This window comes from Spirosoma areae (genome assembly GCF_054781775.1).
Genome location: NZ_BAAGTT010000029.1, coordinates 124240 through 148840 on the forward strand (window position 1 = coordinate 124240; position 24601 = coordinate 148840).

The 24601-nt window shown below is 51.0% G+C and carries 17 protein-coding genes; 4 read left to right on the forward strand and 13 right to left on the reverse strand.

What is annotated here, in order from left to right:
- Positions 1-105: 105 nt before the first annotated feature.
- Positions 106-1782 carry an alkaline phosphatase PafA gene (gene pafA, locus ACYVI1_RS17155; protein WP_460912054.1) on the forward strand — a complete coding sequence of 559 codons (1677 nt, stop codon included), beginning with the start codon at positions 106-108 and terminating at the stop codon, positions 1780-1782.
- A 136-nt stretch (positions 1783-1918) separates the two neighbouring features.
- On the opposite strand, the gene ACYVI1_RS17160 is transcribed toward pafA, so the two are convergent.
- Positions 1919-2695 (reverse strand): biotin--[acetyl-CoA-carboxylase] ligase, encoded by a 777-nt coding sequence (locus tag ACYVI1_RS17160; RefSeq protein WP_460912055.1) that lies wholly within the window; start codon positions 2693-2695, stop codon positions 1919-1921.
- A gap of 106 nt (positions 2696-2801) precedes the next feature.
- Here ACYVI1_RS17160 and rsfS point away from each other — a divergent pair, with 106 nt between their 5' ends.
- Positions 2802-3197, forward strand: coding sequence for a ribosome silencing factor (gene rsfS / locus ACYVI1_RS17165; RefSeq protein ID WP_460911957.1), 396 nt, complete (start codon positions 2802-2804; stop codon positions 3195-3197).
- Positions 3198-3374: 177 nt separating this feature from the next.
- A complete protein-coding gene (gene ftsH / locus ACYVI1_RS17170; protein ID WP_460911958.1) occupies positions 3375-5402 on the forward strand; it encodes an ATP-dependent zinc metalloprotease FtsH in 2028 nt (675 codons plus the stop codon).
- Between the two features lie 125 nt (positions 5403-5527).
- Here the strand turns inward: ftsH and ACYVI1_RS17175 are convergent, their stop codons facing one another.
- A complete protein-coding gene (locus tag ACYVI1_RS17175) occupies positions 5528-6019 on the reverse strand; it encodes a metallophosphoesterase family protein (RefSeq protein ID WP_460911959.1) in 492 nt (163 codons plus the stop codon).
- Between the two features lie 148 nt (positions 6020-6167).
- Here ACYVI1_RS17175 and ACYVI1_RS17180 point away from each other — a divergent pair, with 148 nt between their 5' ends.
- A complete protein-coding gene (locus ACYVI1_RS17180) occupies positions 6168-8021 on the forward strand; it encodes a glycoside hydrolase family 2 protein (protein WP_460911960.1) in 1854 nt (617 codons plus the stop codon).
- A 90-nt stretch (positions 8022-8111) separates the two neighbouring features.
- Here the strand turns inward: ACYVI1_RS17180 and ACYVI1_RS17185 are convergent, their stop codons facing one another.
- From ACYVI1_RS17185 to ACYVI1_RS17235, 11 genes are all read right to left on the reverse strand, one after another.
- Positions 8112-8828: a GIN domain-containing protein gene (locus tag ACYVI1_RS17185; RefSeq protein WP_460911961.1), complete on the reverse strand. Its 717-nt coding sequence runs from the start codon at positions 8826-8828 to the stop codon at positions 8112-8114.
- A gap of 226 nt (positions 8829-9054) precedes the next feature.
- Entirely contained in the window at positions 9055-10296 is a 1242-nt protein-coding gene (locus ACYVI1_RS17190) for a NupC/NupG family nucleoside CNT transporter (protein WP_460911962.1), read from the reverse strand.
- 124 nt (positions 10297-10420) lie between these two features.
- Positions 10421-10996, reverse strand: coding sequence for a Uma2 family endonuclease (locus tag ACYVI1_RS17195; protein WP_460911964.1), 576 nt, complete (start codon positions 10994-10996; stop codon positions 10421-10423).
- Between the two features lie 73 nt (positions 10997-11069).
- On the reverse strand, positions 11070-13415 hold the full coding sequence (gene ppk1 / locus ACYVI1_RS17200) for a polyphosphate kinase 1 (RefSeq protein WP_460911965.1): 2346 nt from the start codon (positions 13413-13415) through the stop codon (positions 11070-11072).
- A gap of 67 nt (positions 13416-13482) precedes the next feature.
- Positions 13483-15483, reverse strand: coding sequence for a DNA topoisomerase (ATP-hydrolyzing) subunit B (gene gyrB / locus ACYVI1_RS17205; protein WP_460911966.1), 2001 nt, complete (start codon positions 15481-15483; stop codon positions 13483-13485).
- A gap of 372 nt (positions 15484-15855) precedes the next feature.
- On the reverse strand, positions 15856-16260 hold the full coding sequence (locus ACYVI1_RS17210; RefSeq protein WP_460911967.1) for a hypothetical protein: 405 nt from the start codon (positions 16258-16260) through the stop codon (positions 15856-15858).
- A gap of 103 nt (positions 16261-16363) precedes the next feature.
- Positions 16364-17575, reverse strand: a complete 1212-nt coding sequence (locus ACYVI1_RS17215) for an alanine dehydrogenase (protein WP_460911968.1) — start codon at positions 17573-17575, stop codon at positions 16364-16366.
- A gap of 95 nt (positions 17576-17670) precedes the next feature.
- Complete coding sequence (tsaE, locus tag ACYVI1_RS17220; protein ID WP_460911969.1) at positions 17671-18090, reverse strand: tRNA (adenosine(37)-N6)-threonylcarbamoyltransferase complex ATPase subunit type 1 TsaE; 420 nt, start codon at positions 18088-18090, stop codon at positions 17671-17673.
- 76 nt (positions 18091-18166) lie between these two features.
- The gene (locus ACYVI1_RS17225; protein ID WP_460911970.1) at positions 18167-19456 is read right to left on the reverse strand and encodes a Gfo/Idh/MocA family protein; all 1290 of its coding nucleotides are present in this window, start codon (positions 19454-19456) and stop codon (positions 18167-18169) included.
- A 93-nt stretch (positions 19457-19549) separates the two neighbouring features.
- A complete protein-coding gene (locus ACYVI1_RS17230) occupies positions 19550-21283 on the reverse strand; it encodes a RagB/SusD family nutrient uptake outer membrane protein (protein ID WP_460911971.1) in 1734 nt (577 codons plus the stop codon).
- A 48-nt stretch (positions 21284-21331) separates the two neighbouring features.
- Entirely contained in the window at positions 21332-24583 is a 3252-nt protein-coding gene (locus tag ACYVI1_RS17235; RefSeq protein WP_460911972.1) for a SusC/RagA family TonB-linked outer membrane protein, read from the reverse strand.
- Positions 24584-24601: the final 18 nt, after the last annotated feature.

Sequence of the window (24601 nt, forward strand, 5' to 3'; positions counted from 1 at the left end):
CCCGGCTCGCCGGGCGTATGTTCACAAATGCTTCATTCGGATACCCTCCCTCACCCATCAAATTGTTTGTACATTTGCGGATACGTACCTCAACTATATGGCATGATGCGCCTGATTGCCCCCCTTTTTCTCGTTCTGCTTGGCACAGCAGCAATTGCTCAATCCCAAACCACATCAACGGCCAAAGCCAATACGTCGAATCAGCGGTTGGCCCCACCCAAGCTTGTCGTGGGTATTGTTATCGATCAGATGCGCTATGACTATCTGCACCGGTATTACGATAAATTTGGCACGGCAGCTTCCAGCGGGGGCGGGTTTCGGCGCATGATGGACGAGGGATTCAGTGCCCGCAATAACCACTATCACTATGCGGCTACCTACACCGGACCTGGTCACGCGGCTATCTATACCGGCTCGGCCCCGGCCCTGAACGGCATCGTCGGTAATGATTTCTACGAGCGCAACGTCGGTCGATTGATGTACTGCGCCGAAGATACCACCGTTAGCACAGTAGGAAACACGGGTTCGGCCGGTAAAATGTCGCCCCGTAACCTGTTGGTGACCACCATTGGCGATCAACTTAAACTGGCCACCGATGGCCGGGCTAAAGTGGTTGGTATTGCGCTGAAAGACCGGGGAGCCATTCTGCCTGCCGGACACGCAGCCAACGCGGCCTATTGGTTCGACTCAAAAGATGGCAACTTCATTAGCAGCACGTTTTACCAGCAGGAACTGCCCCAATGGGTACAGGCATTCAACGCCCGAAAACTGCCTGAACAGTTTATCAGCCAGAAATGGGAACCCACACTTCCACTGAATCAATACACCGAAAGCACCAGTGATGACCAGGTTTATGAAGCCTCGTTGCCGGGCGAAGCCAAACCCGTTTTTCCGCATGAATTTATTGTTCAGACGGGGAGTAGCAAGTACGAAGTATTACGCACCAGTCCGTATGGCGACCAGCTAACGAAAGAGTTCGCCCTGGCAGCGCTCAAAGGCGAGCAGTTGGGCCAGCGTGGCGTGACCGACATGCTCTGTGTTAGTTTCTCATCGCCCGACTACGTGGGTCATGGCTTCGGTACGCATGCCATTGAAACGGAAGATCAGTACATCCGGCTCGACCGGCAGTTGGCCGACCTCTTTACTCAGTTGGATGCTACTGTTGGCAAAGGTCAGTGGCTGTCGTTTCTGTCGGCCGATCACGGCGTAGTTGATGCACCTGGTTTTCTACAGCAGTACCGACTGCCATCGGGCGTAAAAGGCTACGGCGAAGTTGGCGAAAGCGTTAAGGCCACACTTGAAAAAAGGTACGGGCCAGGGCAGTGGATGCTGTCGTATGTTAATCAGCAGGTGTATCTGAATCATGCACTGCTGGCCGAGAAAAAAATGGCAATGCAGGAGGTATATGAGTTGCTTCGGGTGGTGCTGTTAAAACAGAAAGGGGTAGTGAATGTAGTCAATCTACACAACCTTGGGGCGGAAGCGCTGCCCGAATTGCAGGCGAACCTATTCCGAAATGTGTATCACCCGAACCGCAGTGGCGATTTCTACGTGATGCAGGCACCCGGATGGATAGAGGGCCGCACCAAAGGCACAACCCATGGCACAACTTACGCCTACGATACGCACGTTCCGTTCCTGCTTTATGGCTGGGGCATTCGTCCGGGCCAGACCTTCCGCCGAACGCACATCCACGACATTGCACCAACGATAACGGCCCTCCTTGGCCTTCTCGAACCCAGCGGCTGCATCGGCAACCCAGTGGAGGAAGCTATTAAGTAATAATGAATAATGACTTACGCAACAACCCCTAAATCCCCTAAAGGGGACTTAATTCGAGCACGAGCAAAGCCCCCTTCAGGGGGTTGGGGGTAATTTTGCGTAAGTCCTGTGAATAATGAATAATTGTGCAAAAAAATCATTCATCATTCATCATTAAAAAGCTCACTTCCTTAAAGCCAAAATACCGCATCTGCCCGTTCTCGGCGATGGCCAGCCGACCGGCAGCGTCAATACCTACAATAATGCCCCGGAAGGAGCGGCCTTTGCTCTCGAACGTATGCTCCTGCTGATACCGGTATAAGGTCTGTAAATAATTGATTTTGAGACTGTCACGCTGTCCGGAGCGGAGTTGCAGATACCGCTGTTCCAGCGTTTCACACAGTCGGCTCAACAGGCCCGGCAGGTCGTAGGCGTTTGGGAGCGGGGCCTGTTGCTGTAAAGAGGTAGCCGTTGGATACTGGAAGTCAGTTTGATTTACGTTCAGGCCTATACCCACCACCGACCATGCAATGGCGGAACCATGCAGCGTGTTTTCGATTAGAATACCGCCTATTTTCTGATCGCCAACATAAATATCGTTGGGCCATTTAATACAAAGGTCATCGCCCAGGAGTGGTTGCAGTGTATCGAAAATGCCCAGTGAAATAGCCATATTGAGCCAAAACTGATCCGTTGCAGCCAGAAAAGAAGGTTTTAAAACGACCGACAGTGTCAGGTTCTGACCCGATTGAGTTTCCCACTGATTGCCGCGCTGCCCCCGCCCAGCCGTTTGCTGATCCGTGATGACAACAGTACCTTCGGCAGGGTCAGTTTGGGCAATCAAAGCAGACGCTTCGTCGTTAGTAGACTGACAGGTTGGCAGGTATTGGATTATTTGTCCAATAAATAACGTTTTGGGATAGATTTTGTACAAACTATTGTTTAGTTTAGTAGAATAGAGCGTGAATGAATGGTACGCCTTGCCCTTTTCAGGCATCGTACCCGCTGATTGGCTCATCGTGCAATGTTAAACCGAAAGCATGAGAATTAACAAAAACAAAGAATTTACCGCCCAGCAAATCCGCGATTTCGTTGTGCGGGGTATGCAGGAGAAAAAAGGACAGGACATCGTTGTGATGGACCTGCGTAATGTTAAAAACGCCATCTGCGACTATTTTGTCATTTGTTCGGGTAACTCCGACACGCAGATTGACGCAATTTCGACTTCGGTAGAAGAAGAAGTATACAAGGCCAGTCATCAGGACCCCTGGCATAAAGAAGGTAAACTAAACAGGGAATGGATTCTGTTAGACTATGTCGATGTGGTCGCTCACGTCTTTAAAAAAGACCGCCGATCCTTCTACGACCTTGAACAGCTTTGGGGCGATGCTGAAATTCACCTGGTTGAAGACAGCGCCCTTGCCGCAACGTCTTAAATGGTAGTTGATTAGCACCCAATAGCGTTTCAGTGGCAGGCAGGTGCCTTAAACAGAATAGGCTCAGGTTGGGCCGCTTGTGGGGACGAGTAACCGTCTATCCCATCCGTTTCGTAATAGAAACCTTCATTTACGAAACGTTGTTACGTTTTAAATACGTTTGTACAATCTGAAGAAATGGCAGAAAATAATAGAAATCCGTTAGTTCCCCGTGGCGGGCCACGCAAGCCCAACTTTCAGGGCTGGATTGTCGCCTTACTCATTGCCGCCATTCTTGGCATTACCTTTTTTAACAAAAGCTCAGCCACTCGCGAAACGACGCAGAAGCGGTTTGAACGGATGGTGAAAGATCGGGAGGTGGCCGAGGTAATCGTTGTTAATGACAAAATAGCCGAAGTAACCCTGACCCAGCAAGCCGCGCAAAGCCCAAAATATCGGGGTCTTTTTGCCGATAAACCTTATTTTGGTTCTGATCGTGGCCCCCATTTTCAGTTTCAGATAGCGTCGGGTGAAACCTTCAAGAAGGATTTGGACGCTTTTCAGCAGGGTGTTTCTGATAACGAGAAAATCGACTACAAATTTGAACAACGGGGCGACTGGGGCCAGTGGATTGGCTCGTGGGGATTCCTGATCGTTATGATTCTGGCCATGTACTTTCTGCTCGGCCGAATGTCGGGTGCAGGCGGTCCGGGTGGTCAGATTTTCAACATCGGCAAGTCGAAAGCAGCACTTTTTGACGCAGACAATAAGGTAAAAATTACCTTTAATGATGTCGCTGGCCTGGACGAAGCTAAAGAAGAGATTAAAGAAATCGTTGATTATCTGAAGAATCCAACCAAGTTTACCAAACTCGGTGCGAAGATTCCCAAAGGTGCACTGCTGATTGGCCCTCCAGGTACGGGTAAAACCTTACTGGCGAAGGCAGTAGCCGGAGAAGCGGGCGTTCCGTTCTTCTCGCTGTCGGGGTCTGACTTTGTTGAGATGTTTGTTGGCGTTGGCGCGGCCCGTGTGCGTGACCTCTTCAAACAGGCTAAAGAGAAAGCTCCCTGTATCATCTTTATCGACGAGATCGACGCCGTTGGCCGTTCGCGGGGCCGTGGTTCGATGCCCGGCGCCAACGACGAGCGCGAAAACACGTTGAACTCGCTGCTGGTTGAAATGGATGGTTTCGCTACCGATTCGGGGATCATTATCCTGGCTGCAACGAACCGCCCCGATGTGCTCGACTCGGCATTATCACGTCCTGGCCGCTTCGACCGCCAGATTAGCATTGACAAACCCGATCTGGTTGGCCGGGAAGCTATCTTCCGGGTACACCTGAAGCCAATTAAACTGGCACCCGATGTTGACCCGCGGGAGTTAGCGGCTCAAACGCCAGGCTTTGCCGGGGCCGAAATTGCCAACGTGTGCAACGAAGCCGCCCTGATTGCTGCCCGCAGCGACAAAGAAGCCGTTGATATGCGGGATTTTCAGAGTGCTATGGACCGGGTTATTGGCGGGCTGGAAAAGAAGAACAAAATCATCTCACCTGAAGAGAAAGAAATCGTTGCCTATCATGAAGCCGGACACGCGGTGGCTGGCTGGTTTCTCGAACATGCTGATCCACTCGTGAAAGTAACGATTGTGCCCCGTGGCGTGTCCTCGCTGGGATATGCACAGTATTTGCCGCGTGAGCAGTATCTGTATCGTACTGAGCAACTCATGGACGAAATGTGCATGGCCTTAGGTGGCCGGGCGGCTGAAGACATCGTTTTTGGTAAAGTATCGACGGGTGCTCTGAGCGATCTGGAGCGTATTACCAAACTGGCCTATAGCATGGTAACCATGTACGGCATGAATGATAAGATCGGCAATGTATCGTTCTACGACTCGAAACAGTCGGACTACGCATTTAATAAACCGTATTCGGAAGAGACGGCTAAGTTTATTGACGAGGAAGTTCGCAAGATTGTCGATATAGCGTATAGTCGCACGAAAGACATGCTGGCCGAACACCGTGAAGCGTTGGAAATTATCGCCAAAGAATTGCTTGAAAAAGAGATTCTGTACCAAAACGATCTGGTTCGGTTGATTGGCAAACGTCCTTTTGAGCGCGAAACGGTTTACCAGGCCTACAAGAATAAAGCGGTAGCCGAAGAGATTAAAGAGGAGATTGGCAAAGAAGCTAAGCCTGCCGAAATCGAACCCGAATCGCTGCCTATGTAAGTTCTCATAATTTTTGAAAAAAGGCTTTCCCTGACAGGGAAAGCCTTTTTTATTGAGCGTAATGTTGGGTTTGAGCGTTAGGTTGAGGGCCAAGGAATTTCACAAATTGCCCATTTCCACTCACTTTACTTTTTCCCCAGTTCAATGACCTGCATATCCAGTATTCGACCCGCGTCAAGTGAGAATCGGATGGCGGTTCGCATAACATGGAAGCCTGTTTTACCGGCCGCACCTGGATTGATGAATAGCAGATTATGCAGGGCCGGGTCGCGCGTGATTTTGAGAATATGCGAATGACCACAAACAAATAGGTCAGGTGGATTCGTCAGTAATGCAGGCCGGACAGTGGGGTTATACTTCGGCGGTGATCCACCGATATGAGTTATCCAAATGTCTAAACCTTCGCAACTAAAGCGCTGATTGGTAGGTAGTTCGCTCGTTGTGCGGTCAATATTTCCACTCACGACACGCAGGGGGCGGAAATCCCTGAGTTGTTCAGCCACGACTAATGCACCCACATCGCCCGCGTGCCATACCTCGTCGCAGGTATTAAAATGCTGAAGAATCTGCGGGTCCAGATAGCTGTGTGTGTCGGAAAGAAGACCGATGCGCGTCATGTGTAGAGTGTATAATCCAGTGAATAGGCAAAGTAAACAAAATAGATGGGCCGTACTTATCAACCGCTTCCAGTCGTTTTTACTCTAAGCGGTGCTCTGCTATCAAAACATTGTGTCAGGAGGGCCGGTTTTCCTATCTAAAAGTAGTATGCGACCTAAAAAGCACATCAATACTGGTTTTTCAGCCAGCCGTCCAGAACCGTCAACCAATGAATCCAGTGATGGGCTACCCCGATCAGTACTCCGCCCCAACACTCACCTTTTACTCGATGGCGAGTGGAAATTTACGCTTGACCCTGACGACCGGGGCCTGCGGGAGCATTGGTATGTAGCGCACGTTTTCGAGAGTACAGCTCACTGGCCGGGTTCTATCGAAGCGCACATGGCTGCCGCCAACCGGCAATCCACACCAACGGGATGGCAGGATAAAGTAGTCGCCTGGTACGAGCGGGAATTTGATTTACCCAAACGCAGGGAACCGCACGCCCGGTCTATCATTCAGCTTACATTTGGGGCCTGTGGCTACGAAACCCGTGTCTGGCTCAACGGTCATCCACTCCGCACAGTTGAAGATGAGGAGGTACATTTAGGGGAATATACTTCTTTTTCTTATGAACTCCCGGACGAATGGCTGCGCTCGGTTAACCGGCTTACAGTACGGATTGCCGATACGATGGATGCCGAAATCCCGCGTGGCAAGCAGGAATCCCACGTCTATAAACGGGGTGGCATCTGGTACCAGACCTATACAGGCGCTGTTCGCAGCGTTTGGCTGGAAACTGTTGAGAGCAACCGGCTGCGGTCGCGCGTTGGGGTAGAAAGCGTCGTCGAGGATCGGCTTGTGCGCTTTAGTGTAACAACCCGCATTCATGATCCAGGCGATTATGTAGTGTCTATTCAGGTATTTGCCCCGCACGCCCCTAAACCATTAGCTACGTCTGAGTTTCCATTTCGGCTGGAGGCCGGACAAAAACAACATCGCGTTGCACTCGACATTCCGGATGCCAGCTTATGGTCGCCCGAAACGCCGGTGCGCTACAAACTTATTGCACAACTTATTGATAGTGATGGCTATGTTGCCCAAATTGAAACCCAGTTTGGGCTGCGAAAAATTGAAGCCAGAGGGCGGTATATCTATCTGAACCACGAGTCGGTTTATCTCGACGGTATTCTATATCAACCTGGCACAGCAACCTATGAGGAAATGCAGCAGCACATGCGGGCGATGAAAAAGTTAGGCTGTAATCTGGTGCGCGTTCATATTGCCGGGGTTGATCCGCGTATCTATAACTTAGCCGACGAATTGGGGCTGATGCTCTGGGTTGAGGTACCCAGCCCGCACAGTTCAACGGCCCTCAGTCGCCAAAACCATAAGGCAGAACTGTTGCGGATGCTGGCCCTGATTGGTACGCACCCGTCTGTAGTTATCTGGAGTTTATACAACGAAGACTGGGGCGCGCAGGATATTGCAACAAACCCAGACACACGTCAGTATATTACGGACATGTATCACTACATGAAACTTGAGTATCCGCAGTTTCTGGTTGTCGACAACGATGGCTGGCAGCACATCTCTGTTGAAGGCCGGCTGAAGTCGGCCCTGCTTACCGCTCATCTCTACACGCCGGACCTTGATCATTGGCACATGCTGCTTAAACGGCTGGCTGATGGTGAACTCAACGATGTTGCCGCCTTTCCACTTGTTGTAGGCGACCCGTATTTCTACCGGCGGCAGTTACCCTTGGTCGTAAGTGAATGGGGCGGGTTTGGATTTGCCAACTATGGCGGACCCGCCGAAGCAGAGGATCGGGCCGAGCGCATCCGGCTCTTTAAAGAAGAACTGCGGAAACATGACATTGCCGGTGATATTTATACCCAGGCAACAAATATTGAAGACGAACGGAATGGCCTGATCGACTCGCAAACAGGCGACTTAACCGTTCCAGCCGATCTGCTGAATTCAAGAAAAAAGAAGCCGCTAAAAAAACTCAAAACTGTATGATCTGATACCCGATTTGACCAGCATAGGATGGCGCCTACGGATACCAGGTACTTTGCGTCAGTAGGCGCCATCCTATGCTGGTCAGGCTTATTAGTCACCTTGCACCGAACTGGCCCCGCTTACCTGCTGACGAACCGTCGGCGTTCCACGATATCGTATATTACTGGCTCCACTGGCTTCGACTGCCAACGACGTTGCTACGCTGACACGCGCCTTGCTGGCTCCTGACACATCGAGCGTGGCCGTACCTACTGGATAATCGAACCCCTGTAGAATTGAAGCTCCCGACACGGTAGCCGCCAGGGATGTTCCAACACCCGTTAGTTGCAGGTTCGATGCACCCGACAGCGTCAGAGTTGCCCGGGTGGCCTGTACGGCGAATTGCCCTTTGGAGGCTCCAGACAACTCAATGTCCATCGTGCTCAGATTGGTAAATCCAGTTACGTTTGACCGGCTGGCTCCCGAAAATGCAGCACCCCGCAGGGTAGGCATGGTAATCGTGAATGATGTTTCGTACTGTCGACTGCGGGAGTTACGGTATTTCGCGAATAGTGTACCGTTACGCGTGTAGACCTGCAGATCGTCGAGGTTGCGCTGATCGCCCTCCGCTACGATGCTAAAGGCCGCGCCGGGCTGTACCGTAATGATAAACGCACTGCCCATATCGAGCCGATCGAAGTCGGTTAGCGAATACGTTTGCCGGGAATCCCGGAGGGGACCAGCATCTTCGCGGTGCAGGCCGCAGGAACTTAAACCAATTAGGACAAGTGCTGTGGCGATTAACTGGAAAAAATGGGTGTGTTTCATAAGTGTATTGACTGGTTGTATAAAAAGGCATAGACAGCCCTTACTTAGCCCGCGTTGGTTTTAGCGTGTTGACGGCCCTAAACTGTCCTTTCCTCCATTAGACAACCAACTTAACGCTTCCCCCTATGCTATTGAAAAAAAATAGCGCGAATAGTTAGTCAATAAAAACAGGCAGCCTGGTGAGCTGCCTGTTTTTATTGACTAACTATTCGCCAGATTTTTGGTGTTACAGCAGTAATCCTGCCAGCGTTGCCGACATATAGCTGGCTAATGTGCCACAAATGAGAGCTTTAAAACCTAATTTAGCCAGGTCGCTCCGACGGTGGGGGGCCAGTTCGCCAATGCCACCCACCTGGATGGCAATGGAACTGAAATTAGCAAAGCCGCAGAGGGCAAAGCTGACAATGGCAATTGTTTTCGGTTCGAGCGTTTGCTTGATTTTTACCAGATCTAAGTAAGCGACAAATTCATTCACAACCATTTTGGTGCCCATGAGTGCACCGGCAGCTTCGATGTCTTTGGTAGGTACGCCCATTGCCCACGCAAAGAGCGAGAATAATTTGCCTAATAGAAGATTAAGGCTTAAGTTATCTATACCAATTACATAAAAGCCAAACCGAAACAACAGGCTGTCGATCAGGGCAATGAGTGCAATGAACCCAATCAGCATGGCAATTACGTTGAACCCAACTTTCAGACCCTCGCTGGCACCGGCCGCAATGGCGTCGAGCAGGTTGGCGTGCACTTTTTTTATCTCTACTTTCACCCTGCCCTGCGTTTCAGAAACCTGCGTTTCGGGCATCACGATTTTACTGATTACCAACGCCCCCGGAGCGGCCATAATACTGGCCGCCAGCAGATACGGGGCCGGTACGCCGAGCGAGATATAAACGGCCAGTACGCCCCCTGCAATACAGGCAAACGAGCCAGCCATACTGGCCAGCAACTCGGAGTTAGTCATACCATTCAAGTACGGCTTAATCATGATCTGAGCTTCGACCTGACCCACAAAGGTGCTGGCTACGTTCGAGAGGGCTTCGGCACCGCTTACCCCCATAAGCCACTTCATGGCGCGGGCCATAACGGCCACAACGCGCTGCATAATGCCGAGGTGGTAGAAAATATTGACCAGAACGGCCACGAAAATAATGGTCGGAATAACCTTGAAGAAGAAGATAAAGTCGTTGCCGGGGCCGAAGGCTTTGGTCAGGACGTCGGTTCTGACGAGCGATGAAAATACGAATTCGGCGCCTTTATTAGCTTTTTGCAACAGCCGATCCACATAATAGCCTAAACTCTGAAAAAGCTGTTGTCCAACATCGGTTTTTAGTACGAAAACGGCCAGTCCGAACTGGAGTGATAAGCCCACACCAACAGTACGATAATTAATGGCTTTGCGGTTGTTGGAGAGAGCATAGGCAATGCCCAGAATTAAAACAATGCCAATCAGGCCGGTAAAACGATCCATTCAGGTAAGGTACAGTTGCAGTTAGGTCGGCTAAGATACAAGAAAAAAGGAGAAGGGAAGAAAGCCGGAAGGAGACTGTACTTAACTCCTTCCGGCTTTCTTCCCTTCTCCCTATCTCTTTTCTCTAAACAAGATTAGCCAAATCAAGCGTAAAGCCGGGCAGCACAGTCTCGCCCGACAGTTGCCCAAGTCCGATGATTTCCTGACGTTCCTGATCAGGTCGGTAGATATACGTAATTTGGTTCGTCAGGTCAATTAGCCAGCCTAATCGGCAACCGTTCACCATCCAGTCGTCCATTTTCTCGTGGCAGTCTTTCAGCCGATCATTGAGAGACCGTAATTCGAGAATGAAATCGGGGCAGAGAGGAACAATCCGGCGCCGTTGCTGAGCGGTCAAGCCCTCCCAGCGACTCTGTTCAGTAGCCGATACGTCTGGCGACATGATGGAGGTATCGGGCAAACGGAAGGCGGTCGACGAGTCAAAAAATTTACCAAACCGTGATTGCCGGTTCCAGATTGCAAAATCAGCACCAATCTCAAAATTATAATTACCTGTTTCTCCGCCTGTATTCGCCATAAAAACAATATCGCCGTTCTTCCGACGCTCGAACTTCAGGTCCGGGTTATCCTGACAAAAACGAATGAACTCATCGTCGTTCATTCGTAAATCTTCCGGCAAATGTACCCGTATTGATTCCATATCGTAAAAATAGATACATCAAAACTACAAAGAAAAGAGAGAAAAGCCTGCTCACGCCTTTTCTCTCTCCCTGTTAAATATTCGCAATAGCCCGCTCGGCTCCTTCCTGGTATTCTTCTTCAATCTGAGCAACTTCAGCGGGCTTAATCTCCAGGTCAAACAGCCGCACATCCATAACTTCCTTATCGGTCACGTCGAAGAAACGCTGGTGCATATTGAATGACTCATTGCCCGGCTCTACATCGCATTTTTTGAAGTCGCCGTCCTCCTTCAGTTCATAGGCGTTGACATTGTCGAGTAAGTTGTACTTCAAAATCAGAATGGCCTGTTGTTTCACGCGTGGGTCGGCTAAATAAAACAGGGATTCGATACGCCGGTCGAAGCTTCGCACCATCACATCAGCACTGCCGCCATACACCTTCGGGTCGCCATTATTATGGAAGTAAAAGACGCGGGTATGTTCCAGAAAATCGCCCACGATAGACCGAACGGTGATGTTATCACTTAAGCCGGGCCGGTGTGGGCGCAGGCAGCAAATACTCCTGACAATTAGCCGAATGGGTACACCGGCCTGCGTGGCCTTATACAGTTCATCAATAACGGCCTTGTCCTCCAGCGAGTTGACTTTAAGGCAAATGCCGCTGGGAAGCCCGCGCTGGGCATTGTCGGCCTCTACCCGAATCAGTCGCAGGAGCTGGTCGCGCATGTCACGCGGGGCTGTAATGAGGTATTGGTATTCGTTTGGCACCGAATGCCCGGTGATAACGTTGAAAAACTCCGAAATGTCGTGCGTGTAGGTTTCGTTAGTAGTCAGCAGGCCAATGTCGGTGTAAAGTTTCGACGTATCTTCATTATAGTTGCCCGTTGCCATGTGAGCGTAGCGAACCACACGGCTACCCTCCGAACGCACGACCAACAGCAGTTTGGTATGGGTTTTGAACCGGCTGATGCCATAAATCACGAAACAACCGGCTTTTTGCAGGCGTTGCGCTTCACGGATGTTGTTCTCTTCATCGAACCGGGCTTTTACCTCAAACAAGACCGACACGTGTTTGCCGTTTTCGGCGGCTTTAAGCAAAGCTTCCGTAATGCGCGACCGTTTGGCCAGCCGATATACGGTGATTTTAATGGCCAGCACGCTGGGGTCTTCGGCGGCCTGTTCGAGTAATTGCAGCACCGGCTCGAAGTTGTTATAGGGATGATGCAACAGCATATCCCGCTGCTTAATCACCTCAAAGATGTCGTCGGTCTTATCACGGACCAGCCCCAGGGGTGGCACGGGCGCGTGAGGCCGGGGCATATCGTCTTTAAATTCGGGGTGGCCGATGAGTTGCCAGAACGCTGAATAATCGAGCAGGGTGCCCGACTCAAAAATATTCAGATCATCAATCTCCCACCGCTTCTTCAGCAGGTTGAGCATCCAGGGGTAACTCAACTGACCGGGTTCAGCCGTGTTGTTGGTTTCAATCTCAACCCGGGTAACCCGTCCCAACCGGCGGTTTTTTATTTTCTGCCGAACTTCATCAATAAAATCGACTTCATCGTCATCGTTTTCGTCGAGGGTAAAATCACCATTGCGCGTAATTCGAAACAGATTGACCGCCAGCGTTTCGACGTTGCGGTACAGTTTTTTAATATGTTGCCGAACAACTTCTTCAATTGGAATAAAAATAATCTGCTCGTCCCGCTCGAAGGACAGAAATCGGGGAAGATTAGCCGGAATTTGTACAAAGGAGAGCCGCTGCCGGTCGTCCTCATCCTCAACCGATGTGTTTTTAGCGTCAATGCTTTCAGGACTTTGCGTCACCACGCCGAAAATCAGCACTTTGGCCAGCAAGACTGGAAAGGTGTGCGTATAATCATAGAGCATCGGGGTTAAGGTCGGGTAAATGGCCCGGTCGAAGTAATTAGTGGCTTCGGCCTGCTCCTCGGCACTAAGATCAGCATAGTCCACTAACTGAAGCCCATTTTCGGCAAACAGCGGCAGGAGTTCTTCCGAAAAGACAACCTGCTGCTGTTGGCAGTATTGATGAGCGGCTGTAAATAAGGCTTTCCGAAACGGCACTTCGCGCAGCCCCGAATAGTCGACCCGCTGTTTATGATAATCGAGGTAATTGTACAAACTCCCAACGCGAATCATAAAAAACTCGTCGAGGTTTGACGCTGAAATGGCCAGAAACTTAAGCCGCTCCATCAGCGTTCGACTCGGACTTCGGGCCTGATCCAGCACCCGCTCATTAAATTTCAGCCAGCTTAAATCGCGGCTAAGGTAATTGCTCTGGTCAATGACACTACTGACTTTCTCGCTAACTTTTGCCATCTTATCAGACGTCTCGGTGGGCATGCTGGTTTGCCGATGGGTGAATCGGGAAACTAAGTTGCCCAGTATTGTGCGGGTAGGATTTAAGGAATAACGCATACTGCTTTCAACAATTGAAGTACAACAAAAAAGCGGGCTTTTCGGCCCGCCTTATGTTATCATTCGGTTAAACATCCACTCGGGCATATTTTGCATTTCGTTCGATGAAGTCGCGTCGGGGAGCAACGTCATCGCCCATCAGGGTCGAAAAAACATGGTCGGCATCGGCGGCCGACTCTACCGTTACAAGTTTGAGACTCCGGCGGTCGGGGTCCATCGTTGTACTCCAAAGCTGCTCGGCGTTCATCTCGCCCAACCCTTTGTAGCGTTGCACATTCACGCTTTCTTCGCGACCACTACCGGCTAACTCTCTAACAGCCGCTTCGCGTTGCGCTTCCGTCCAGCAATACCGCTCTTCTTTACCTTTCTTAACCAGATAAAACGGCGGTTGAGCAATATAGATGTAGCCATTATCGATCAACGCTTTCATATTCCGATAAAACAGCGTCAGAATCAGCGTTCGGATGTGGCTGCCATCTACGTCGGCATCAGTCATGATGATGATTTTATGATAACGAAGCTTATCTAAGTTCATTACCGTTTCATCGTCCTTTTTTTCGAGCCGGACGCCCAGGGCTGTCCAGATATTCTTAATCTCTTCGTTCTCGTAAATCTTGTGCTCCATGGCCTTCTCGACGTTCAGAATCTTACCGCGCAACGGTAAAATGGCCTGAAACGCCCGGTTACGGCCCTGTTTGGCAGTACCACCGGCGGAGTCTCCTTCAACTAAGTAAAGTTCGCATTTCTCCGGGTCGGTGTCGGAACAGTCGGCGAGTTTGCCGGGCAGCCCCATTCCACCCATGAAGTCTTTGCGCTCGGTCATGATGCGCTTGTAGGCCAAATCAGCGGCAATCCGCGCCTGCGCCGACACAAGCACTTTTTTTACAATGCCTCCGGCCGTTTTCGGATTCTCTTCCAGCCAGGTTTCGAGCATGTCGGCCATGGCCTGGCTCACCGCGCTCACAACATCCTGGTTGCCCAGCTTGGTTTTGGTCTGCCCTTCAAACTGCGGTTCCTGAACTTTCACCGAAATAACGGCGGTCAGGCCCTTGCGAAAATCTTCGCCACTGAAGGCTATTTTACCCGAATTCTTCGGCAGCACACCCGGATTTTTGTCGGCGTAATTCTTTAGCACCCGCGTTAGGGCCGAGCGGAACCCCTGCACGTGTGTACCACCTTCGTGGGTATTGATGTTGTTGACATACGACAGCACGTTTTCGCCCGCTTCGTAGTTGTACACCAGCGCAACCTGCACGGGCGTTGAGCCTTTGGTGCTCTCCATGTAAATGGGTTTCATCCCATCGAGTGGAGCGCGTGTTTCGTCTAAGTACTGTACAAATTCGACCAGCCCGCCTTCTGAGAAGAAATCATCCTGACGCATGGGTTCACCGGTTTCGTCCAGTTCGCGCAGGTCTTTCAGGAAAACGTGAATGCCTTTATTCAAATAAGCCAGTTCGCGCAGGCGACCCGCCACCGTATCGTATTTGTAAACAATGTCGGTGAAGATACTGGCATCGGGCTGGAAGTGTACCGTTGTGCCATGGTCATCGGTTTCGCCAATCAGCCGGACATCGTATTGCGGGATGCCCGTTTTATAGGCCTGTTCAAAGATTTGGCCATCGCGACGTACTTCCACGCGCAGGTCAGTGGAGAGGGCATTCACGCAGGATACTCCCACGCCGTGCAAACCGCCCGAAACCTTGTAATTCTCTTTATCGAATTTTCCACCCGCGTGCAGCACGGTCATAACGACCTGAAGGGCTGAAACGCCCATTTTGTCGTGAATCCCGGTTGGAATACCCCGCCCGTTGTCCTGAACGGTAATGGAATTGTCTGGATTAATGGTTACCGTAATTTTATCGCAGTAGCCCGCCAGTGCTTCGTCGATGGAGTTATCGACAACCTCCCAAATCAGGTGGTGCAGACCGCGCGTACCTACGTCTCCAATGTACATGGATGGACGTTTGCGAACGGCTTCCAGACCTTCTAACACCTGAATGTTATTGGCGCCATAGTTGCTTAGCGCAGTTTCAACGAGGGCATCTGCTTCAATTAATTCGTTGGTCATATCTAACTTGGAAAAATGTCGGTAAGCACGTTGTTTAGAGTTCAGGAATTAAGACATGTTGAAACGCCTTATAGATTGTAAAAATACAAAATTATTCTGTCTTTTCCTACCCGATTCGGTAAGATTGGGTTAATATACAAAAAAACTGATTAATCCCCAAGTTGTTTATTGAATAGTGTCTTTTGGGGCATTCGTGGCCTTTTTGATGGCTATTGTCTGACGTGAATCAGGCAGGTAAGTAACGGGTAAAACAGGATTTAAGGCACTCCTATAGCCAGGATATCTTTTCCCGAAAAAGTATTATTGACTACCCGGAAAAAAGAAGGCCGAATCGGGGAGATTCGGCCAGGCCACAGTGGGTAAAACCAGGGGTTAATCTTCGGGGTAGGGAATATAAACAAAGCCCGCAAAATCGCCATGAACAACAAACAGGCAGCAATATTCGTCGGGTTTTTTGTAATTCTCTTTCCATAACTCGACCGACTCCGGACCAATCAGGGCGCGTTGCGTGAATTCATCCAGAAACGAGGCTTTATAATTCCACTGATTAGCTAATTCGGTAGCGCCAATGAGCAGTTGTCCAACCGGTATATCCCGACGGGAGGCCACAAAAACGGGATAATCCGAAAAACCGCGTTTCCGAATTTGATACGATGCGTCTTTAAGCTGGTCGGACACTTTCACAAAATCCGACGAAATAGTGCCCATCAACTCCTTGTTGACATCATACGAGTTGGCGTCGTCGAGCAGAGTATTTTCGTTGCTGTGGTTAATCATGATAAAAAATTTACAGTTTACAGTTTACGGTCTACAGTTGGCTGACGCGTCAATAATTTGCGTGTCAGCTAACTGTAGACCGTAAACTGTAAACTTTTTCAACTCAGAATCGGGCGGCCAGCAAGAGGTCTAAATCTTTGAAGCGCATATTGAACTTGCGGGCGATGTAGGCGTTGGTGAGCGTTCCCTTATGGGTATAAACACCTTTCATAAACCAACGGTTCGCATACATCATCTGCTCGATGCCGCCGGTCGTGCCGGTTTCGAGCAGAAACGGCAGGAAAATATTGCTCAGGGCCATACTGGCGGTATAGGCCACGCGGGCGGCAATGTTCGGAACGCAGTAATGAATAACCCCCATGTGCCGGTAGGTGGGCTGTTTGTGCGTTGTCATGCGCGACGTCTCGAAGTTGCCACCCTGGTCAATCGACACGTCGATGATGACCGAATCGGGTTTCATGCGGCTAATCATTTCTTCGGTCACAACGATTGGGCTAAGGCCATCTTCGGCCCGCATGGCGCCAATCACCACGTCGGCTCGCTGAACCGCTTCGCTTAAAGTATCAGAGTCGATGATGGATGTGTACACGTGCTGACCAACCGCGTATTTGAGCCGCTGAAGTTTATACAGGTGTTTATCGAACACTTTCACATCGGCTCCCATGCCCAGACAGGTGCGAACGGCATATTCGGTAACGGTGCCCGCGCCAAGCATGACGACTTTGGTGGGTGGAACGCCCGTGATACCACCCAGAATGATACCCCGGCCATTGTCGGCATTGCTCAGGTACTCGCCCGCAATGAGCATGACGGTGCTGCCCGCAATTTCGCTCATCGAACGAATGACGGGTAAACCACCAGACTGGTCTTCGATGTATTCGTAACCAAACGCAGTAATATTTTTACTGTTGATTTTTTCAAAGTAGGAACGGTCATGAGCCGGTAAGTTTAAGGCCGAAATAACCGCGCTGCCGGGTTTTACGTGTTCAAACTCGTCATCAACTAAAGGCTCAATCTTCAGAATCAGGTTGGCCTCATAGACTTCTTTGGGCGAAGCCGCAATTTGTGCGCCCGCTTCGCTGTATTCTGTATCTGTGAATTTGGCCTTTTCGCCCGCTCCCCGTTCCACGATCACATTATGCCCATTTCGCACCAGAATGGCCACTGCTTCGGGCGTGAGTCCAATCCGATTCTCCTGAAGTGATACCTCTTTGGGCAAGCCAATAAGCAGGCCATTCCGGCTGGTTTTCACGGCCAGTGGCGCTTCTTTGGGATACAGGGCCGTTTGTTTAGCCAATTCCTCGAATCCAGTCATTAAATGATGTTTCAGGTTTCAGGTTCAATGTTCCTCCAACTGTACCTAACTACGCTGGCAGCCGGGCTGGAACGTTGAACCTGGAACAGTAAACTTTAAACATTATTCGTTTCTACCCTTCTTCGACCATCAGCATCTGCCGAGAGATGAATTTGGTAATAGGTTGAAGGCCAGAGCGTTGAAATACGCCCGGGCCACTCGATGAAACAATAATCGCCCGAATCGAAGTATTCTTCGATGCCAATATCCAGCGCTTCGGCCTCATTGCGAAGCCGGTAGCAGTCGAAATGATAGACCGAGCGGCCTTCGTGCGTGGTGTATTCGTTAACAATCGAAAACGTTGGACTTTGCACCAGACTGACAACGCCCAATGTTCGGCATAGCGCTCTGATAAGCGTTGTTTTACCCGCACCCATGTCGCCTTCAACCAACCAGACCGACCAGTTCCGCCCGTCGGCCAGCAGCCTGCGCGCTACGGTGTCGAGTTCATCGAGGTGGTCGAAATGGAAGGTCATAATAGGGTAAGGGGTCAGGAATAGTATAAGTAATTGACCACTCCTGACTAAATCAGCCCGCAAAGATAAGAATTTTTTAAGCTGTCCACTTTGTTCGCATGGGACGACTTAGCAGCCGGTTCGCTTCTGCATCGTTCTCAAAATTTTCTTTATCGGGATTCCAGTGGAGAGGGTGGCCCAATTGGTAAGCGATATTGCCGAGGGTACAGATTGATGCCGTTCGGTGGCCCACTTCCACATCGGAAATTGGTTTTTTGCGACTCTTGATAGCGTCCAGAAAGTCTTTGTAGTGGTTGTCGCTCAGGTAAACATGCTTCTCATTCTCGCCAATAACTTTGTCTTTCAGCGTTTCGGGCAGGGTCGTCAGTTCGCCACGGGCTACCTTTACTTCGCCTTCCGTGCCGATAAACTGGCAGAACTGTTTGCCGTCAACGGGGGTGTGGTGCATCTCAATACCGTTGGCATACCGATACACTAACCCTTTACCATCGTTGCCGGGCAAGATGGCAACCGGACCAGAATCATCCATGTCCAATCCCCACTGCCCGATGTCGAACATGTGAGCGCCCCAATCGGTCATGCCGCCCCCGCCGAAATCGCGGATGTCGCGCCATTTGCCCCAGAATTGGGCGTTTACGGGCGGGTTCAGCACGTTGTTATACGGTCGTTGGATGGTGTTCGGGCCAAGCCAGGCGTCCCAGTTTAGCCCGGCAGGAACGGGTTCGGCGGACAGGTCGAAGTCGCGCGGGGGACCACCCACATTAACGTTCACGGTTTTGATCTGGCCGATGTAGCCGTTTCTGACCAATTCGACCGCTTGCCGAAACTCTTTCCACGACCGCTGCATGTTGCCCGTTTGAAACACACGCTTGTATTTTCGGGTAGCGTTCACCATGTCGCGCCCTTCCTGAATTGTGAGCGACAGCGGTTTTTCGCAGTAAATATCTTTTCCGGCTTTGGCGGCTGCTATAGCGATGGGGCTATGCCAATGGTCGGGTGTGGCAATAACAACGGCGTCAATGGCCTTGTTGTTGAGCAGGGCGCGGTAATCGTCGTAATGCTGGCAACCCGTATAGGATAACTTGTCGGCTTTATCAGCATAAAATTTATTCACGGCTTCGCTGAAAACGGCCATTTTGGACTGGTCAACATCACAGGCCGCCATCAGGCGGGCGTCGTTTTTCAGAAACTGATTTCGCAGACCCCCGCATTGCTTGCCGAGGCCAATAAATCCCACAGCAATCTGGTCGGAAGGAGGCAGGAACCCACGACCCAGCACATGACGGGGGACAATATAAAAAGCCGACAGTCCGGCGGCCTGTTTTAGAAACGTTCGTCGGTTGGGTTGAGTAGGCGAAGTGCTCATGCGTCTAATTGTGTTGGAAAAACAAAAAAGTGGTCAACAGGCAACCTTTACTTGCCTGTTGACCACGTCACTTATTCACTGGTACTAATTCGGTTAATTATAGCCCGGATTCTGCGTCAGGGTTTCTTTACCATCTTTTTTGCTGTTGAAAATTTCCTGCAACGGAATCGGGAAATACTCGTGGCGGCCTTTGATAAACTGAACGCCGGTTAAGTACGACCGCTTCTTGGATTCAGCCGCATAATAGGCGTTCAGAACCTGGTCGGCAATGCCCCAGCGCACGAGGTCGAACCGGCGGTGACCCTCCAGGCCAAACTCCAGCCGCTCTTCAAACTGTACGGCTTTGCGGGCAGCCGCCTGATCCGTCCAGGCTGCGGTATATTCTTTGATGACGTAATTAGCGGCTGGCGCTGTGCCATCGGCATTTTTCACAAAGCCTTCGGGGTTGGCGGCCCGCTTCCGAATCTGGTTGACGTAGGCACGGGCTTTGTTCAGGTCGCCAATTTCGACCTCAATTTCAGCTAACCATAGTAACACATGGTCGTAGCGAATCAGGCGGTAGTTGTTGGCATTCAGGCGGGGGTTGCCCGCAAAGGTGTTTGTACCCACATCCGACCGATACATAACGTGCTTCTTGGGCGAATAGGGACCACCATACGCCTGGTCGCGAACATACGCTTTGCCGGGATGAATGCCCCAGTCCAGAAAGGCAATACCCCGCCGGCCAACCGTCCAGTCTAAGCGTGGATCGACAGTGCCCGTATAAGGCGTAAACAGTGCCGTTGATTCGATGCCCTGATCGCTGGTTACGTCCGTTGCATTGAAGCTGTCAATGAGGGGCAACCCATTCGCGTCGGTTTTAAAGGCATTAACCAGATTTTGCGAGGGTTGGAAAAATCCGCAGCAAGTTGTTACGCCACCACCGCCGTAGGGGTAGTTCAGGGTAGCCCCAATATTACCATTTTCACCACCCGATGCGCCATCATTAACGGAGTGTTCTATCTCAAAAATAGACTCGGCGTTGTTGTTGGTTACGGCCTTAAAGTTGTCGTGATACCTATCCATCAGCTTATATTGACCACTGGCTACGATGGCTTCGAGCAGCGGTTTGGCTTCAGCATATTTCTTCTGGAACAAATAGGCTTTACCCATTTGGGCAGCCGCAGCCCATTTTGTCGGGCGTCCAACCTGCGTTTGTTTAGCCGGAAGCACGTCGTAAGCGGCTTTCAAATCAGCGATGATGTTCGGCCAGATGTCGGTGTTGTTTGGCATCTTCGTGCTTTCGAGATCGTTCGGATTGTAAATCTTCTCGTCGATGTAGGGCACCATGTTGTACATCTTCTTAAGCTCAAAGTGAAAGTGGCCCCGCAGGTAACGCGCTTCAGCCGTAGCCTGCTGCTTCTCAGCATCGGTCATATCTTTGGTTACGGCCAGTGACTGCAACACATCGTTGGTCCGGGCAATACCGTCGTACATTCCCCGCCACTTACCCCGAAAGTAGATGTTGTCGGACTGGATATTTCCCTGCTCGATAAGCGAAATGGGTGGCTGGTCGCCTGCGATGGTTCCCTTGTAGGCGTCGTCGCTGGCCACGCTGCCAAAGACCCAGTTATCCGCCCCGGACTGGTAGGAACGGTAGGCCCCTTCGGCGGTAGCCCAACCGTCTAAAAGAGCGTAAGCACCGATCAGCAGGGTGTTGATGCCCGTTTTGTTTTGCAGCGTCGAAACGGCGAGCGCGGCTTTAGGCTGCACATCCAGGAACTTGTCGGCGCAGGACGTAGCTATGGCCAGACAAAGTGCGAAACTAAATATGGTTAGTTTTTTCATGATTGATTTCAGAGACCTATACCGTTTGTGAAACCGTATAGGTTTAGTTTAAAAGCTCAAATTCAGACCCACTAATACTGTTTTTGCGACTGGATACGACCCGCCATCCACACCAATCTGACGGTCGTTGCCCGCCGAGTAGGCACGGAGGTTAATTTCTGGGTCCATACCGGAATAGTTCGTAACGGTGAACAGGTTTTGCCCCTGGATATAAACCGACGTTGCGCCCATGCCCAGTTTAGAGAGCAGAAGCTGAGGCAGTTGATACGTTAGCTGAATGTTTTTCATTCGAAAGTACGAACCGCTTTCGAGGTAATAGGTCGATGGCTGGATACTAACCTGGTCGCTCGACTTGAGCTGGGGCAGAATGGCATCCGTTTTGCCGGGTCGCCATGACTGATACAGCATCCGGGTGCTGCGGTTACCGCCAAACGTTGGGAAATCGGTCCAGTACTTGGTGTAGTTGAAAATCTGATTGCCGTCAACACCCTGCCCAAACAGCGTCAGCCCGAAATTTTTGTAATTCAGGTTCAGGTTCAGGCCGTAATTGAATTTTGGGTGCGGGCTGCCAATGATGCTCAGGTCTTTGGTATTAATAACGCCGTCGCCATTGATGTCGCGGAATTTGAACCGACCGGCCACGTTTTCTGCACCTGCATTCCCGAACTGCACAGGAGCCGCCTTTGCTTCTTCGTTGGTCTGGAAAATCCCGTCGATGGTGTAGCCAAAGAACGACGCAATGGGGTAATCCTGCTGGGTCACCACAAAGTTCTGAATCCGTTCGTCGTTGATACCGAAATACTGGGTGCTGGGGTCGCCGTTGGTTTTGGTAACCACGTTGCGATAGGTACTGAAGTTAGCACCAACGGAATAGCTGAGGCCGCTGCTCCCGATTTTGTCGCTGTAGTTAATCATCAGGTCGACCCCCCGATTCTGCATCGACCCGATGTTCTGGAAAGGAACCGTAGCAACACCCTGCGTGAGGGGCGCCTGCACCGGAAAGAGCATGTCCGACGTAGTACGGGTGTACCAGTCGAAGCCGACGCTCAGTCTGTTTTTAAGCAGCATCGCATCAAAGCCGATGTTCAGGCTGGTGGTGGTTTCCCATTTGGCGCGGGCATTACCAAACTGCGTCAGTTCGTAGCCCGGTATTGCTGAGGTACGTGTGCCATTGATGTCATAGAACGACGTGATGGGGTTGGTACTAAACTGGGTGAAGGAGTTATAGTTACCAATTTCCTGGTTGCCGGTCTGACCGAAACCTGCCCGAAACTTCAGGTCATTAACGAACGTAATTGGTTTAAAGAACGATTCATTCGACACTCGCCAGCCCACACTGGCCGCTGGAAATACCGCCGAACGCAACTCTTTGGCAAAGCGCGAGGAGCGGTCCCGGCGCACCGTCAGGTCGATCAGGTATTTGTCGTCCAGGGCGTAGTTGAGTTTGGCGAACTCCGAAGCCAGCCGCCAGTTCGACGCGCCCCCGTTGTTGGTCTGAACGCCCGTACCCGCGCTCAGATACTGGTTTTCGATGTCATCCACGGCAAAGTTTGTGCGGCTGGCATCAAAAAATTCAAAATAGTTTTTGATCGACTCGGTCCCGACAATCACGTTGAACCGATGCCGGTCGCCCAGCGACAGGTTATAAGTCAGGGTGTTATACCAGGTCCAGGTCCAGTCGTAGTTGTTGCTGGTCTGGAGGCTGTTAGAGCCCCGCGCTTCCGAGGCTTCGATGTTGCGAATCGAATAATTGCGGAAATTGAACAGGTTATAGTCGATGCCGAAACTGGTGCGGGCCGTCAGGCTGGGCAGAATGTCCACCTCGGCATAGGCGTTGCCAAATATCCGCATCTCTTTCTGAACATTCTCTTTATTGCGGAACAGATCGGCCATTGGGTTAAACGCGTTGTCGAGATCGCCCCCGCGCGTACCGGCAAAATTTCCGGCTACGTCATAAACGGGAATAATGGGCTGAATACGATAGGCAAACGAAATGGGGTTGCTTTCGGCGTTGTTACCATTAGGCTGACCGATACGTTCACCATACGCCACCTGGAAGTTCTGGCCTACCCGAACCCGCTTATTGATGTTGAACTCCGTGTTTGCCCGCAGTGAGTAGCGTTTGTAGCCGGTATGTTTCATAATACCTTCCTGGTTGAAGTAGTTCAGCGACATGGCATACCGGCCCGTTTCGCTACCGCCTGACACGCCCAACTGGTGATTCTGGATGGGTGCCGTCTGGAAAATTTCCTCCATCCAGTCAGTTCCTTCCTTATTGGCTTTCGTGATGAGCAGAAAATTAGGCGAGTTGATGTCGTTATTGTAGCGGGTGTAGGTGCCATCCGCATTTTGGGCCACGCGCGGATCGCTGGCCGATGCACCACTTGGCAGGACGAAATCAGGTATAACCGGCGTTGGCCCGTTTCCGAACTGCGAGTGGGCCGGGTTGCCGTTGGCGCCCACGGCACCGGAATTTATCCGGGATTCCCAGGTTAGCTGTGCATACTCCTGCGTATTGAGCATATCTAATAATTTGCCATGCCGCTGCGAGCCGTAATAGGTGTCGTAGGTGAATTTGGGCTTACCGGCTTTACCTTTTTTCGTGGTGATGATCACCACGCCATTGCCCGCCCGCGAACCGTAGATCGAAGCTGCCGAGGCATCTTTCAGGATTTGCATGCTCTCCACGTCGTTGAGATTCAGCGTGTTGAGGTTCCCTTTCGTGGGAACACCGTCGATAACGTAGAGGGGCGAATTGTCGTTGATAGTACCAAAACCCCGAATACGAACCATCACGCCCCCACCCGGTGAGTTTTCGTTCCCAACCTGTACACCCGCCACGCGACCCTGTAGTGCCTGCCCAACGTTGGTAGCCGGAACCGACAGCAACTGCTTCGTGTCGACCGTAGCCACCGCTCCCGTAATGTCGCGTTTGGCCTGAGCGCCGTAGCCCGTCACAACCACTTCGCTCAGCGTTTTAATGTCGGCGGCTAACGTAATGTTTAGGCTTGTGCGGGAACCAATCGCCACATCCTGTGAGGAAAAGCCGATTGCTGAAATCGTCAACACATCGCGGCCCGCTGTTACATTGAGTGAAAATTGTCCATTGGCATCCGTAACTACCCCGGTTTGCGTTCCTTTCACGACAACGTTGGCACCGGGTAGGGCACTATTGTCATTGCCGTCTGTTATACGGCCTGTTATTTTGCGATCCTGGGCGAATGCCCCTACGCACAAAAGCCAGCTTACCACAAAAAGCGGCAATGTCCGGTACGCTTGTCGTAAAGCGTTGTTCATCATCAGGTTTGATTAGAATTG

Excerpts from the sequence above, each read along its gene's own strand:
- pafA (WP_460912054.1), top strand. The coding sequence starts at position 106 with ATGCGCCTGATTGCCCCCCTTTTTCTCGTTCTGCTTGGCACAGCAGCA.
- rsfS (WP_460911957.1), top strand. The coding sequence starts at position 2,802 with ATGAGAATTAACAAAAACAAAGAATTTACCGCCCAGCAAATCCGCGAT.
- ftsH (WP_460911958.1), top strand. The coding sequence starts at position 3,375 with ATGGCAGAAAATAATAGAAATCCGTTAGTTCCCCGTGGCGGGCCACGC.
- ACYVI1_RS17175 (WP_460911959.1), bottom strand. The coding sequence starts at position 6,019 with ATGACGCGCATCGGTCTTCTTTCCGACACACACAGCTATCTGGACCCG.
- ACYVI1_RS17180 (WP_460911960.1), top strand. The coding sequence starts at position 6,168 with ATGCGACCTAAAAAGCACATCAATACTGGTTTTTCAGCCAGCCGTCCA.
- ACYVI1_RS17185 (WP_460911961.1), bottom strand. The coding sequence starts at position 8,828 with ATGAAACACACCCATTTTTTCCAGTTAATCGCCACAGCACTTGTCCTA.
- ACYVI1_RS17190 (WP_460911962.1), bottom strand. The coding sequence starts at position 10,296 with ATGGATCGTTTTACCGGCCTGATTGGCATTGTTTTAATTCTGGGCATT.
- ACYVI1_RS17195 (WP_460911964.1), bottom strand. The coding sequence starts at position 10,996 with ATGGAATCAATACGGGTACATTTGCCGGAAGATTTACGAATGAACGAC.
- ppk1 (WP_460911965.1), bottom strand. The coding sequence starts at position 13,415 with ATGCGTTATTCCTTAAATCCTACCCGCACAATACTGGGCAACTTAGTT.
- gyrB (WP_460911966.1), bottom strand. The coding sequence starts at position 15,483 with ATGACCAACGAATTAATTGAAGCAGATGCCCTCGTTGAAACTGCGCTA.
- ACYVI1_RS17210 (WP_460911967.1), bottom strand. The coding sequence starts at position 16,260 with ATGATTAACCACAGCAACGAAAATACTCTGCTCGACGACGCCAACTCG.
- ACYVI1_RS17215 (WP_460911968.1), bottom strand. The coding sequence starts at position 17,575 with ATGACTGGATTCGAGGAATTGGCTAAACAAACGGCCCTGTATCCCAAA.
- tsaE (WP_460911969.1), bottom strand. The coding sequence starts at position 18,090 with ATGACCTTCCATTTCGACCACCTCGATGAACTCGACACCGTAGCGCGC.
- ACYVI1_RS17225 (WP_460911970.1), bottom strand. The coding sequence starts at position 19,456 with ATGAGCACTTCGCCTACTCAACCCAACCGACGAACGTTTCTAAAACAG.
- ACYVI1_RS17230 (WP_460911971.1), bottom strand. The coding sequence starts at position 21,283 with ATGAAAAAACTAACCATATTTAGTTTCGCACTTTGTCTGGCCATAGCT.
- ACYVI1_RS17235 (WP_460911972.1), bottom strand. The coding sequence starts at position 24,583 with ATGATGAACAACGCTTTACGACAAGCGTACCGGACATTGCCGCTTTTT.